General features: G+C 43.0%; 11 protein-coding genes. All 11 read left to right on the top strand.

Going from position 1 to position 15,300, the window contains the following annotated elements; genetic code table 11:
* Positions 1–215: 215 nt before the first annotated feature.
* A complete protein-coding gene (locus CLHUN_RS06690) occupies positions 216–1,826 on the top strand; it encodes a CTP synthase (RefSeq protein ID WP_080063807.1) in 1,611 nt (536 codons plus the stop codon).
* Positions 1,827–2,142: 316 nt separating this feature from the next.
* The gene (gene spoIIR / locus CLHUN_RS06685; RefSeq protein ID WP_080063806.1) at positions 2,143–2,859 is read left to right on the top strand and encodes a stage II sporulation protein R; all 717 of its coding nucleotides are present in this window, start codon (positions 2,143–2,145) and stop codon (positions 2,857–2,859) included.
* A 257-nt stretch (positions 2,860–3,116) separates the two neighbouring features.
* Positions 3,117–3,821: an MgtC/SapB family protein gene (locus CLHUN_RS06680; protein ID WP_080063805.1), complete on the top strand. Its 705-nt coding sequence runs from the start codon at positions 3,117–3,119 to the stop codon at positions 3,819–3,821.
* A 111-nt stretch (positions 3,822–3,932) separates the two neighbouring features.
* Positions 3,933–6,653, top strand: coding sequence for a calcium-translocating P-type ATPase, SERCA-type (locus CLHUN_RS06675; protein ID WP_080063804.1), 2,721 nt, complete (start codon positions 3,933–3,935; stop codon positions 6,651–6,653).
* A 549-nt stretch (positions 6,654–7,202) separates the two neighbouring features.
* Positions 7,203–8,150: an ABC transporter ATP-binding protein gene (locus CLHUN_RS06670; RefSeq protein ID WP_080063803.1), complete on the top strand. Its 948-nt coding sequence runs from the start codon at positions 7,203–7,205 to the stop codon at positions 8,148–8,150.
* Positions 8,151–8,153: 3 nt separating this feature from the next.
* A complete protein-coding gene (locus tag CLHUN_RS06665; protein WP_080063802.1) occupies positions 8,154–8,858 on the top strand; it encodes an ABC transporter permease in 705 nt (234 codons plus the stop codon).
* Between the two features lie 6 nt (positions 8,859–8,864).
* Positions 8,865–10,274 carry a GldG family protein gene (locus CLHUN_RS06660; protein WP_242656458.1) on the top strand — a complete coding sequence of 470 codons (1,410 nt, stop codon included), beginning with the start codon at positions 8,865–8,867 and terminating at the stop codon, positions 10,272–10,274.
* Between the two features lie 3 nt (positions 10,275–10,277).
* Complete coding sequence (locus CLHUN_RS06655) at positions 10,278–11,693, top strand: DUF4340 domain-containing protein (RefSeq protein WP_080063801.1); 1,416 nt, start codon at positions 10,278–10,280, stop codon at positions 11,691–11,693.
* Between the two features lie 118 nt (positions 11,694–11,811).
* Entirely contained in the window at positions 11,812–12,873 is a 1,062-nt protein-coding gene (locus tag CLHUN_RS06650; RefSeq protein ID WP_080063800.1) for a YkvI family membrane protein, read from the top strand.
* A 117-nt stretch (positions 12,874–12,990) separates the two neighbouring features.
* A complete protein-coding gene (locus CLHUN_RS06645) occupies positions 12,991–14,187 on the top strand; it encodes a DUF5711 family protein (RefSeq protein WP_242656457.1) in 1,197 nt (398 codons plus the stop codon).
* A 16-nt stretch (positions 14,188–14,203) separates the two neighbouring features.
* A complete protein-coding gene (locus CLHUN_RS06640; RefSeq protein WP_080063798.1) occupies positions 14,204–14,935 on the top strand; it encodes a CvpA family protein in 732 nt (243 codons plus the stop codon).
* The last annotated feature ends 365 nt before the right edge of the window (positions 14,936–15,300 follow it).

The following is a 15,300-nucleotide window of genomic DNA, read 5'->3' as shown; positions in this document are numbered from 1 at the left end:
AAATATAACGAGGGAATAGATACCCGGTATTAAACGGAACGACTTTACCTCATTGAAACACGTTTGGGAAAGAAAATTTTTACAGCCGTGAGACTTTAAATTACACCTGAACGTTAAAAAAGTTATGAACAATGAGGAATTACTTACATTCCTAAATACAATTTAATTTGCATTTCTATATATAATCGTATGAACATGTCGAGAGGAGTAAAACAATGTCAGTAAAGTATATCTTCGTAACTGGTGGTGTGGTTTCCGGATTGGGAAAGGGAATAACAGCGGCATCATTAGGAAGGCTTTTAAAAGCAAGAGGTGTACATGTAACAATTCAGAAATTTGACCCGTATATAAATGTGGACCCAGGTACAATGAGCCCGTATCAGCATGGCGAGGTTTTCGTAACTGAGGATGGAGCAGAGACGGATTTGGACTTGGGCCATTACGAGAGGTTTATAGACGAAAATCTCAGCAAAAACAGCAATGTTACCACAGGTAAGATTTACTGGTCGGTTATCAGCAAGGAAAGAAAAGGTGACTTCCTCGGAGGCACAGTTCAGGTAATCCCCCATATCACAAATGAAATAAAGGAAAGAATTTATAGAGTAGGCAAGTCGGAAAGAACAGATGTAGTTATCACCGAAATCGGAGGCACCGTAGGTGATATTGAAAGTCTTCCGTTTCTGGAAGCAATAAGACAGGTATCCACTGAGATAGGCAGAGAAAATGTGATGTACATTCATGTTACACTGGTGCCCTTCCTGGGTAAGTCGGGTGAGCTCAAAACCAAGCCGACCCAGCACAGTGTCAAGGAATTGATAAGTCTTGGAATTCAGCCTGACGTTATAGTCTGCAGAACTGAAAAGTTCCTGTCCCAGGATTTGAAGGATAAAATAGCTTTCTTCTGCAATCTTCCGGGTGGGGCAGTAGTTCAGAATCTCGATGCGGAAGTGCTGTATGAAGTGCCTTTGATGCTGGAGAAGGAAGGACTGGCAAAAACAGTCTGCAAGAGGCTTGGACTGTCCTGCAGCGAGCCTGATTTGTCGGAGTGGGAAGAAATGGTAAACAGGCAGAAGCACCCTAAGGATTCTGTCACCATTGCACTGGTAGGAAAGTATGTGGAGCTTCACGACGCATATTTAAGTGTAGCCGAATCACTCAGGCACGGCGGAATCGGGAATGATCTTGAAGTAAATATAAAGTGGGTTAACTCGGAGGATGTTGAAATCGGAGATGTAAACGATTATCTCAAAGGTGTGGACGGGATACTTGTTCCGGGAGGCTTCGGAGACAGGGGTATTGAAGGAAAAATCCTTGCCATCACCTATGCAAGGGAACACAAGGTGCCTTTCTTCGGAATATGCCTGGGAATGCAGATGGCGGTGGTGGAGTTTGCCAGAAATGTGGCTGGACTTCATGATGCCAACAGCTCGGAATTCGGGGAGACTCCATATCCTGTCATAGATTTGATGCCCGACCAGCGAGATATTGATGAATTGGGCGGAACCATGCGTCTGGGTGTATATCCGTGCAAAATTAATGATGAAACCATGATACAAAAAATATATAATGACGAACTTATATATGAAAGACACAGGCACAGATATGAGTTCAATAATGAGTACAGGGATATACTGTCAAAGGCGGGTATGGTTCTGTCGGGACTGTCCCCCAGCGGAAAGCTGGTTGAAACCATAGAGCTGCTGGAGCATCCTTGGTTTATCGGAGTACAGTTCCATCCGGAATTCAAATCCAGGCCAAACAAGCCCCATTATCTTTTTAAGGATTTCATAAGAGCGGCATATGACAAAAAGCAGAGTAGTAATTAATAAAAATTAATATCCACATGACTAAAAGCCAGAGCAGGCAGCCACCTGCTCCGGCTTTTTCAATTTCAGCCCTTCTTCCGGGCAGCCAGGGCTGTCCTGTCCCAATTTATAAATCAATCTGAAACATAGAAAATTTTCTTATTTTGTATAAAAAAACGAATATCTGACAATAATTATTTTATGAAGCTTATTACTAAATATTGATAGGTTTAAATAAAAAATGATTACCTTAAAAAAGTATATTTAATCATTTAATTGGGGAAAGGTCGTCAGCCGTATTTTTCACAAGCGGCAGCGGCAAAGGAGGGGAAAATTTATGAGTAAGGGACTTTTATACTTCAAACCGATAGCTTCGGGCCATAGGACGTCCAATATAATTAAAATATGCATGGCGGTTTTACTGCTGGTGATGCTTGGAGCATGGGTAATCACCTACAATTATGCAGAAGATGTAAATGCAGGACTTTCACAAAACCTGGTAAGACTTCATGTTGTCGCAAACAGCGATTCCAAAGCCGACCAGGCACTTAAGCTGAAGGTCCGGGATGCAATCATAGAGTTTATGAAGGACAAGCTTGCAGCTTCAAAAAATATAAGTGAGACCAGGGACATTATAAATGCCAATCTGGAAAAAATTGAGCAGGTTTCTTCAAAAATCATAAAGGAAAATAACAGCAATTATAATGTAAAGGCATCTATGGGAAACTATTCCTTTCCCACCAAGACCTATGGGGATATAGCACTTCCCGCAGGAGAATACCAGGCACTTAAGGTTGTAATAGGAGATGGTGCCGGTGCCAACTGGTGGTGTGTGCTTTTCCCGCCGCTTTGCTTCATAGATGCAACTCATGGAACCATACCGGATTCTGTAAAACAGGATTTGAAAACTTCGTTGTCCTCGGAAGAATACAAGTTGATTACCACCGCGGACAACAGTGAGGATATTCCTGTGAAAATCAGGTTCAAGGTGGTAGAGCTCTTTGAAGGCTCCAAAGTAAAGGTTACAGGTGCAGTTAACAAAATGTTCAGATAAAACGGTGCAGTCAGAATTAAATCTTCCTTAAAAAGAAAAGGAGTGTTGCGAACTACCCTTCGGATAGTTCAAAGCTCCTTTTCTTTTTTAATGTATAGTAATTTAACCCGTTGTGCTAGTTAATAAAGTCATTAAGAGGCAAGTTTAACTCACCCGAGGCCTGGATGGCCGAGTTGCTGCGACTGTTGAAAGGGCATGCTAGAGGGTATATAATATTAAATATGAATTGATAATATAGTGCAGAATGGCGGTATTTTATGTGGATATTAAATAATCTGTCAAGTTATTTCAGCAGCCAGGGCGAATTCTATCTATCTATGATATCCAGGCTTATTATAGCCTGTGTACTTGGAGGAATCATAGGCTTTGAGAGGGAGCACGTACATAGGCCTGCCGGCCTCAGAACCCATATTCTTGTATGCGTGGGTTCTGCGCTGGTCATGGTGACCTCTGAATTTATTTATTACAGGTATTCTTCTCATGTGAATGTTGACCCTGCTCGATTGGGGGCTCAGGTAATCAGCGGGATAGGCTTTCTGGGAGCCGGTACCATAATAAAAGAGGGTATCAGCGTAAAGGGCCTGACAACAGCCGCCAGCCTCTGGGCTGTGTCCTGCGTGGGTATAGCCGCCGGAATAGGTTTTTACTCCGGAGCCTTGCTTGCCACCGTAATAATTTTTCTTATACTGGTTGTAATAAAGAAAACTCAAGGCAGGATGACTTCACAGAAAAGTACAAGGCTTTTTATCCATACACAGATAAAAAGAGGCGAAGTCAATGAACTATCCAGAATAATACAGGAATTGGGTGTTAAAATAAAGAAAACAGATTTTGTCAGCAGTGAAAGAGACGGAGAAATGGTGCTGCGCTTCACTCTGGATATGTCCGCCCAGACACCCATGGCTGAGCTGATAGAAGCAGTTTTATGCCATGAACATGTCAGACGGGTTTACGAGGAATAGCTGCTGGGGCCGGGTGCCTGTCAAAGCTTCTCCTGTTCAATAATCTTGTACTATTTTGCCCTCCTCTTGAATAAAAATATTCGTAGAATACAAGAGAGGCGATTAATTGTTATGAGTGTTATTGAATCAAAGCTGAATTATGCAAATCCGGAAAGTATGCTAAACACAGGCCTTACCGACAAGGAGGCAAAACATAAGCTCCAAACCCATGGCCCGAATATTCTGGCTGAAAGAAAGAAGATATCTCCGTTAAAAATATTATTTGAGCAATTCACCGACCTGATGGTAATAATTCTGATGGTTTCTACCGTCATATCAGGATTTATGGGAGAAATGACCGAGGCAATCACTATAATAGCCATAGTTGTGATTAATGCCATAATGGGGTTTGTCCAGGAATTCAAAACCGAGAAGACAATGGAAGCCTTAAAATCACTTGCAGCTCCAAATGCCAAGGTAATCAGAAACGAGCAGCTTGTCAGCATACCCGCGGAGGAAATCGTACCAGGTGATATTCTTGTAATCGAAGCCGGAGACCGTATAGCCGCCGATGCTGCCGTTTTGGAAAGCAGCGGCCTTCAGGTGGACGAATCCCTGTTGACAGGAGAATCGGTTCCCGTTGAGAAAAGTCCGCTTAAAAGCAGCAAGGCAATCGTCGACCCTTATGATAAAAAATCCTCGGTCTATATGGGAACCGTTATAACCGGCGGCAGGGGCAAGGCCATAGTTTATGCCACCGGCATGAAGACCGAAATGGGCCACATAGCAGATATGATTCAGAACATAGAGGATGAAGAAACTCCTCTGCAAAAAAGACTTGCACATCTGGGGAGGTTTATAGCCGTAGGCTGCCTGCTCATATGCGCCATCGTCTCCGTAACCGGTGTCATCCGCGGAGAAAAACTCTTTAACATGCTGCTCTCGGGCATAAGCCTGGCAGTGGCTGCCGTTCCCGAAGGACTTCCTGCCATAGTAACAATTTCACTGGCTCTTGGCGTCCAGAGGATGCTGAAAAGAAACGCCCTTATCAGGAAGCTTCCTGCTGTTGAGACTCTGGGCTGTGCCAGCATTATCTGCTCTGACAAGACTGGTACGCTTACAGAGAACAAGATGACCGTGAGAAAAATATATGCGGCCGGATACCAGCTTTCTGTTACAGGTAACGGATACAATGTTGAAGGGAGCTTTCTTGTGGACAACAGAGCCTCCGACCCTCTCAAGGTGGATGGTATAAAGCTGGCACTGGAAATTGGCGCATTTTGCAACAATTCGGTCATAACAAGACCTGCTTCAGAAAGCTCGGCAATTGGCAGGATAAAGTCCATATTTTCAAAGCAGGAGACCTTGAAAATATCCGGAGACCCCACCGAGATAGCCCTTACCATAGCGGCAGCCAAGGCGGGGATTACTCAAAGTGACCTCAACGGTACATATCAGAGAATTGACGAGCTTCCTTTTGATTCCGACAGAAAATGCATGTCCATAGTCTGCAAGAATGACAAGGGTGAGATATACGTTTTTACCAAAGGCGCCCCCGACATGATTATAGACAAGTGCAGCAGAATAATGTCTGCCAGGGGAATTATCAAGCTGGATGAACTGACAAAAAGATCAATAACCAAAATAAATGACGGTATGGCCACAGATGCCTTGAGAGTAATAGGCCTGGCCTATAGAAAACTGGAGACGGGAAATTACAGCTCAAGGACAAAAAATGTGGAAAGCGACCTCATATTTGTGGGCCTCATGGGCTTGATAGACCCTCCAAGGAAGGAAGCCGTTGAAGCAGTGCAGAAATGCAGATTTGCAGGAATAAAGCCGGTGATGATAACCGGAGACCATAAGCTCACCGCAACTGCCATAGCCAGAGAACTGAATATTTTCTGCGACGGGGACAATGTATTGACAGGTGCCGAGATGGACAAAATGAGCGAAGCCCAGTTGGAAGCCATAGCCCCTTCAGTGTCCGTATATGCCAGAGTTTCGCCCAAGCATAAGCTGCAGATAGTGAAGGTGCTGAAAAGGCTGGGGCATATAGTTGCGATGACCGGTGACGGAGTCAACGATGCTCCGGCGGTAAAAGAGGCCGATATCGGAGTTTCCATGGGCATCACCGGAACGGATGTCACCAAGGAGGCCTCCTCAATGGTGCTGCTGGATGATAACTTTGCCACCATAGTCGCCGCCGTAGAAGAGGGAAGGGTAATATACAACAATATAAGGAAGTTCATCCGGTACATGCTGGCCTGCAATCTGGGCGAGGTGCTGACAATGTTCCTGGGAATGCTCATGTGGCTTCCCATACCGCTGCTGCCCATCCAGATACTGTGGGTAAACCTGGTTACGGACGGACTTCCGGCCATAGCTCTGGGACTTGACCCTGCCGAAAATGACATTATGATGAGAAAGCCGAGGGGCTCCAAGGACACCATATTTTCCCACGGTCTGTTAAGACTTATAGTATCCAGAGGAATCTTTATAGGGCTTAGTACCCTGGGAGTGTTTGTAAGCATACTGTATTTTGTAAATAATGTAGAACTTGCACGTACGGGAGCCTTCATGACTCTGGTAATGACCCAGCTCATCCATGTGTTCGAATGCAAATCCGAAACCAGGAATATATTTGAAATACCGCTTACAAATAATATTCCGCTTATATTGGCTGTTCTCTGCTCGCTTGCAATGATACTTGGAGTTGTATATATACCTGTATTTCAGGTGATTTTTGAAACTGTTCCCCTGGGGCTGAATGAATGGCTGCTCATACTGGGCTTCTCATTATTGGGACCGGTGCTTTCCAGCTTGCTGGGAAAGGGCAGGAGAAGGCAGTAGCATAAAGACTGCCGGAATTCGTACATAACCTGGATTGTAAGAGAAGGCACAGAAAAATAATGTTTGAGTATATGTGGTGACAGCAGTGAAAGAAGTTATCGCAGGCATATTTCAGGCATTATTTTTTTATTTGCCCTTGTTGGCAAAATACTATTAATGATTCCCCCCCCTTGAAAACCTATACAAAAAACTATATAATCTTAAAATGGCTAAACAAAAAATTCCATTTTTTTGTGGATTTTTGTTTGAATATTAAGTAGAACTTTGTTCAAAATGTTACATTTCGTTCATAGTTTATTAAAAAAAATTATGGATAATAATAAAGGAAGCGCGAAAAAAGCGTGAGCTTTCTTTGGAATGCAGAGCTTTCTTTGGAGGGGCGTGACCATTCTTTGGGGTGGGCAGGTTATTCTTTTTGAAAATAGCTTGGCCGTTCTCTTGAGTGTATTAACAAGGTTAATTACGGTAATACTCCTGAACATAAGCGGTTACGTTTCCTTGTAATTGACTTTTGTTCCTGAATGCACGAAAAAAATAGGGGGGAAAAGAATGATTGAAATTCAGAATTTGACCAAAAGCTATGGTCAGATAAAGGCTGTAGACAATATCAGCTTTACAGTTGAAAAAGGTGAAGTGCTTGGTTTCCTCGGACCTAACGGTGCCGGAAAATCAACGACCATGAATATTATAACCGGTTTCATTCCTTCTACCGAGGGTACGGTGAAGGTAAACGGGTTTGATATTATGGAAAATCCTTCGGAGGTTAAAAAAAGAATAGGCTATCTTCCTGAATTGCCGCCATTGTACATGGATATGACAGTATCCGAATACTTAGGCTTTGTTGCCGACCTGAAGGACGTAAGCAGGAAGGCCAAGAAGAGCCAGATGGCAGACATTATGGAGCTTGTCAAAATAACCGATGTAAGAGGACGACTGGTAAAGAACCTTTCAAAAGGATACAAGCAGAGAGTCGGACTGGCTCAGTCGCTTTTGGGAAACCCCGAAGTGCTTATACTTGATGAGCCTACTGTTGGTCTTGACCCGAAGCAGATAATAGAAATCCGCAAGCTTATAAAGGCTCTCGGCAAGCAGCATACAATCATATTGAGCTCGCATATACTGCCTGAGGTAAGCGCAATCTGTGAAAGGGTAGTCATAATAAACAAGGGAAAGATTGCTGCAATTGATACACCTGACAACCTTTCAAAGGGTATGAATACTGTCAGCAAGCTGTCGGCTACCATTGCAGGTCCAAAGGGCTCAATATCCAATGCCATTGAGCAGATATACGGAATCAAATATGTAGAACCCCATATTGAAAAAGAAAAAGATGTAACAGAATTTATAATTGAATCGGACAAGGAAATCGATATAAGAAGACCTCTATTCTTCGCAATGGCTAAAGCGGGATATCCCATAATAGAATTGAAATCTCTGGATCTCACTCTTGAGGATATCTTCTTACAGTTGACCACTCAGGAAAAGGAGGTTATATAAGTCATGTTTTCGATTTTTAAAAAGGAATTCAAGTCATATTTTAATTCACCTGTGGCATATGTAATGATCGGACTGTTTATATTTATTTCTTCCATGATATTTAATATTAACCTTACTCAAGGAATTGCGGAATACATCTTCAATCTGAATTATATGGCGCTTGTACTGATACTTATAGTACCCATATTGACCATGAAATTGTTGGCGGACGAGAGAAAAAGCGGAACAGAAGTGCTGCTTGTAACATCACCTGCAAGTCTTACCAGCATAGTTGTAGGTAAGTATCTTGCAGCCTTTTCGGTTTTCCTTGTGATGACGGGAATAACCTTTATCTATCCCATAATCCTGTCGGTGCTGGGGGAACCTTCCGTTCCGGAAGTCATTGGCGGTTATGTGGGCTTCATATTATTAGGAGCTGCATTTATTTCCTTTGGTGTTTTTGCATCCTCACTTACCGAAAGTCAGATTATTTCTGCAATTGTCAGTGTAGTAGGGCTTCTGATGATGTGGCTTTTACAGGGTATAGCTCCGTCTCTGGGCGGGATCTGGTCAAAAATTCTCTCCTGGTTTTCATTGTATTCCAGGACGGAAGACTTCTTCGCAGGTATACTTTCACTTGGGCCGGTTGTTTATTATCTGAGCTTCTCGGCAGTATTCGTATTCCTGACAATTAGAGTAATAGAAAAAAGACGCTGGAGCAAGGGGTGATAAAAAGTGGGAAAATTTAAATTGAATAGAAGATCTCTTAAATATGGTTCCAATTCAATAATATTGATAGTTGCCGTTTTGGCAATAGCAGTAATTGTCAACCTGCTTGTAGGCATGGGTGACATAAAGTGGGATTTAACTTCGGACAAGCTATATACCCTGGGTGATGAAAGTAAAACCATCATAAAGGATATAAAGAAGGAGGTTACAATCTACGGCCTGTTTGACGATGGCGAGGTTGGAGCAGGAAGTATAGCTAAGGATATAACAAACCTTTTGGCACAATATGAAAAGCTGGGAATAAAAGTTACCTATGTTGATCCTGACAAGGACCCTGGTACAATAGCCTCCTTTGACAAGGACAAGACCAAGGGTATAAAAAAATATGATTTCGTGGTAAAGAGCGGAAACAAGATCAAGAAGCTCAGTATGGAATCCCTATACGGCCAGGAGTCGGATTATGGCAGAATGTATACTGCGGAACCCCTGATAACAGGTGCTATAAAGTTTGTCACCTCGGATGTTACTCCTGTGGCATATTTTGTAGAAGGCCATGACGAGTATTCCGTGGACACAGACCTTACCAGGATAAAGGCCGACCTGGAAAACAACAACCTGGAAGTAAAGCCTCTTTCACTGCTTACAGGTGAAAAGATTCCCGAGGATTGCAAGCTTCTGGTTTTTGCTTCACCCAAGAGAGACCTTTCGGAAGCCGAATTGATAAAGGTAAATGCCTATCTCAAAGGCAACACGGGAAGGGTGATATTCCTGTTTGATCCTGTGGAATCAGGAAGCAAATTCCCTAATTTTGAGCAGGTACTGCAGACATACAATATTGGAATAAACTATGACAAGGTCAAAGAAATGGATGAAAGCAGGCATTTGCCGGGTGATGAATACTCATTTGTCGGCAAGGTTCAGAGCAATGATATCAACAATTCGGATACGTACGATGTTTTCCTGCCTGATTCCAGAAGCCTTTCGATTTTAAAGAATGACAAGGAGTGGCTTAAGACCTATTCAATGATAAAAACTACTGAGAAGGCCGAGGCTTTAAGCATATTGAACCAGGGCTCAACCGAGCAGGGGCCTTTTGATATTGCAATTGCCACGGAAGTGGAGGGCGGCAGTAAGGTGCTGGTATTTGGAAACGGTATATTCATTACTGACGTAGCACTTTCCAGCCAGTATTCAAATCAGTTTGCTGCGGGAGAATACTATTTCCTGAAAACAATTGTGAACTGGATGCAGGATAAGGAAGACCAGACTACGATTTCCTCCAAACTGGTAACTCCGAAAACCATTACTGTCTCACAGAGCCAGGCTAAGGGAATTTCCATAGTAATGATGGGGGTGCTTCCGGTCTTGATTATGGCATGCGGCTTGGTTGTGTGGGCAAGAAGGAGGCATTTGTAAGCTATGAAGTTATTTAGAAATGCTATCATTCTTGTAGTATTAGTAGGGCTTCTGGTTGCTGCATACCTGTATTTGGGGAGCCGGAAGACCGACAATACGGATCCGGCTGTTGATACTCCTGCGGAAGAGGAAATATCCATAATCGACTCAGCCCAGGATAAAGTCAGCTCAATGGAATTTCATAACGAAAGCGGTTCTTTCAAGCTTGTCAAAAAGGACAAAGGCTGGACTATGGAACCTGAAATGGAGTTTCTTCTTGATGAAAGTTTGGTGGATTCCGCTGCCAGCGATTTTGCAGATGTCAATGCAAACAAGATTGTGGAAGAAAACGCGGCGGATATGGGGAAGTATGGCCTGGACAAGCCAACGGCTTCAGTAAAGGTTGGTTTCAGCGACGGGACCTTCAAGGAAGTTGAAGCTGGATCCCTGACACCCACAGACGATGGAGCATATGTGAGAGTCAAGGGCGAGAACAAGGTATATGTGGTAGGTCTGTACTATCAGACAAAGTTCAATTATACCAGAGGTTATTTCGCTGTTAAGGATATACTGCCCATTGAAGCTACTTCGGTAAGTGCCATTACATTTGAGAAAAACGGTGAAGTACAGTTTGCCCTGGATATACTTTCGGAAAACAAGGTAAATATTACTGCACCCATAAAAGATGTGGCAGAGCCTGCCGAGGTATCTCAGATATCAAGTGCTGTTGTGCAGCTGAAGATAAAGGACGTTGTGGACGAAACCCCTGATCTGGCCAAGTACGGCCTGGATAAGCCTGCATTTTCCATACAGTATGGCGACGGCAGAAGTTCAAAAACCATATTGTTCGGTAAGCAGCTTGAAAAAGGTGTGACGGCCTATGCCAGATATCCTGATGGAAAAAGTGTGTTTACTGTTGATATATCCGGGCTCAATTTCCTGGATAAAAAGTTCAGCAGTCTTGTAAACTCCTTTGTATTCCTTCCAAATATCAGTGAAGTCAACAAGGTTGAACTGAAAATCGACGGTAAAACCATTGTGTCGGATATAACTACCGATAAGGAGGATTCCGACAAGGACACCTTCAAGGTTGACGGGAAAGATGCAAATATTGAGGATGCAAATGGAAAGTCCCTGTTCAGAAACTTTTACTCGGCAATGATAGGCATCACCATGTACAAGTATGAGCCCGGACTCAATCCTTCGGGAACTCCCGAGGTAACCATCAAGTACTATATGAAGCCTGACTCCAAGCCTGTTACCATAGAGTATATCTCCAAGGATGAGAATTACTACTATGCAATGAAGGATGGGGCTTATACAAACAGAATAGTGCTGAAAACTGTTCTGGACGAGCCTGACGGAATAAGAGCCACTTATAAGGCTCTCACGGAAGCCATTGACAAGGGGACGGCGGACAAAGGTACGGACAAGAAGTAATGCGGTGGATTGATTAATAAAATGTAATGTACAAGGCAACTCCCTCATAGAATTATAAAGAGGATCAAACCCTCTGGAACCACCGGTTCCAAATATTCTACGTTGGGAGTTGCTTTTTTTGGTTAAAGGTGAAATCAGTAATATTTTTAAAGTGGCGTTCCTGTATATGGCAACCATTATTGGAGCCGGCTTTGCATCAGGACAGGAGATTATCCGGTTTTTCTCCATGTATTACGCAGGAGGCTTTTTTGGTATAATACTTGCGGGAATGCTGTTCTCCATTATAGGTTATATAGTTCTGAACAAGGTGTTTTCAGAGAGAATCAGCAGCTATGATGAATTTTTGTTTCCCATGACAGGCTATTTTCTTGGCAGACTGATGGAATTTATAGTCATGCTTTTCATGTCCTGTATAATGTGTGTAATGATAGCGGGACTGGGAAATGTGCTGGGGGAACTGACGGGACTGGATTACAAATATTGCATTGTCATAAGTGCGGCAGCAACACTTCTGGCGATTATGACAAATATTAAGGGTATTGTGGCAATAAGCTCGGTTGTTTCACCTGTGCTCATTGCAGGAATAATATTTGTGGGTTTTTACATACTTGCGTCAAAGGATACGTCTGTTTTCAGCATATCAGGCAAAGTAAAGCTGTTGACCGACAATTGGGTGTTCTCAGCCATACTTTATGTAAGCTATAATACTATAATTTCTACGGTGCTGATGTCAAGGATGCTCCCCTATCTGAAATCGGGCAAGGTCAGCAAATGGGGAGGGGTGCTTGGGGGAGGCATGCTGTGTGTTACGGCATTAATAATAAATTCGGCCCTGTATTCCTTTTACCCCCATTCCATAATATCGGAAATTCCTGTCCTTGGAATAATACAAAACAACAGTAAACTGCTTTCCCACATCTACAGCATCATACTTATACTGGCAATGTACACCTCGGCGGTCACTTCAGGCTATTGTCTGACAGAGAGAATAAGCTCCAAGATGAAAATCAACTATAAGCTGGTGGGTGCGGTACTTTGTGCGGTGGCCATGCCCATGTCCACACTTGGCTTTTCCAGCTTGATTACCACACTTTATCCGGTATTTGGCTATCTTGGACTATTTCTGATGTTCATAATACTGTTCCAGTTTGTAAGAGGATATATTACAAGGCCGCGGTGATGTGCTGCATTTTTTATTCCGGGAATATAGTGGATATATTATGCCTCATATGCTAAACTTTTACTATAGCAAGTATAAGCGCAACATGCGTGAGACAAAAGAAAAAATTGAGGTGAAGTGACATTGCCGGCCCAGTTGAACCATGAACCCGACTCAGGCAGTAAAAAAAAGCCAAACACACTTACAGGTGTAATAATGTTTTTGCTGCTGGCTGCTGCAATCATAATTATGGCATTTGCAGTTTATCTGAAGTCCATAGGCTATGACTTTAAAGACTTCAGCATCGAGAGAGCGCTGGATTATGCCCGGAGCAACAGCAGGACTTCAACAGGCCCAGATGCTGCCGACATATCTTTTTCCCAGGATGGAAGCGTTGACTTCAAGGTATACAGGGAAAATATAATCCTGCTGTCCCAAGACGGAGTCAAGTGGTATGATAAAAAAGGCAAGCTTTTGCAGGAAGTTTCGCTGACTATGACAAGGCCTGTTATACGCATTTCAAAAAAGTATATGGCTGTGGTTGATATTTCGGGAAGAGATATCTATATGTTCAAGGAAAAAACGCAGCTTTGGACAAGAAAGCTGGACAATCAGATAATCAATGCCGAGGTAAGCGAGGACGGTAATTGCACCGTTGTAACACAATCCAGGGAATTCAAATCGGCAGTGCTTGTAATCGATGCAAACGGAGCTGACAAATACACAAAGCTCTGTGCCGAGGATATGGTGCTGGGTACAAAAACTCTTAATGACGGCGAAAATATAATAATAAACAAGGTTAATACAAAAGGGATAAAGGCAGGAACACAGTTTGAATTTAATAATTTCTATGAAGAGAAGCCATATGCGGCTATAGATATAGCAGACAACGTCTTCCCGGTATTACAGTCTGTTGGCGGGAATACTGCTGCAATCGGGCAGAACATAATTCTCTTTATGGACAAGCAGGGAAAGGAATTGTGGCGCAAAAATGCCCAGTCGGTTTTCTGCACTGCTCCTGGCAGTAGTAAATACGTTATAGTGGCTGGAAAATTCAATGACACCTCCGGCGCCTCCAGTCAGAGGGTGCTGGTTCTGAATCAAAAGGGTGAAGAGGTTTACAGCTTTGAGCAGCCGGAAAATATCAGCGGCATGAGTGCATACGGGGACAGGCTTGCCCTGAGGACACAGAGGAGCATATACCTGTACACCATCAAAGGCCAGAAACTCGGGCACTATATTGCGAAAAACGAGATAAAGGATGCATATTTGACCGGAGCTAATGAAGCTGTTGTCATAACCGGCGGAAATATATCGCTGGTAGAAATAAAATGAGCTGGAGAGGTTTGGGATGAATTGGACAGATATTGCTGTACTGGTCATTATTGCCGTATTTACGGCCATAGGCCTGAAAAACGGTTTCTTGTACTCTGTTTTCAGGCTGCTCTCATATATACTGTCGGTGATATTTGCCATAAAGTTTTATCCGGTTTTATCGGCAATGCTGCAAAAAACAATTATTTATACAAATATCAAGGAATCGGTTATTAACGGAATAATGCGGCAGCAGTCTGCGGATGGTGTATCCCTGCAGGAGCGGACAGCTCAAACAATAGTGGACGGCCTGAAGCTGCCGGCCTTTTTAAAGGAAACCATAATTGACAGCGTAGGGAAAAAAGATATTTTAGGTGTTCAGAAGCTGACCGAAGCAATCGGGGCGGAAATAGCAACCCTGGTCATAAATGTCCTCAGTATGGTTCTGATTTATCTGATAATAAGATTCGGACTCATATTTGCCAGGGTCATAATCAAGGCAATAGCAAGACTTCCGGTATTCCGGCAGTTGGACAAGGCAGGAGGCCTGGTATTAGGTGCTATAGAAGGAATCTTCATGGTGTATATAATGTGTGCGCTTCTGGTATTCTTCAGTGCATTTCCCAGATTTTCGCCTGCAATAGATTCAGTGCAGAAATCCCAGATTGCAAGCTTTTTTTACCAGAATAATTTCATTGTAGGCTTTCTGCTGCCGGAACAGCCGGAGGAACAATCCTCGGAAAATTTTCCGGAGCAGGCGGAAACTTGAAAGCAAATTAATGTTTTCTCCCCTGGGGTCAATTTGTTTTAATGTTTTTTATCCTATTGCCGTTTGTGTCTAGACACCTTTTCAACATAAGAGTAAAATAAGGTTAAATCAAGCTGGGAAGTAGTTATCCCGGCTCTTGTTTTAATAGGCGATGTTATACTGTTGACTTACTACTCTACCATGTTTATTATATGCAGATATATTGTGCAGATTTTCATTTCATTTATTAATTTTACAGGCTAAGTCAGGCTGCCAGCCATATACCGGTAAAAACCGGGTTTTACCTGAGACGGCAGGGGCCGCGGAAATAACAGGGTATTTGTTTTTTTGACCAAATACCGGGTGACAGACAAGCCGAACAGGAG

Source organism: Ruminiclostridium hungatei, assembly GCF_002051585.1.
GTDB classification, from domain to species: domain Bacteria; phylum Bacillota; class Clostridia; order Acetivibrionales; family DSM-1351; genus Ruminiclostridium; species Ruminiclostridium hungatei.
Note: the sequence above shows the minus strand (reverse complement) of the source record. Positions and strands in the feature narration are given on the sequence as shown.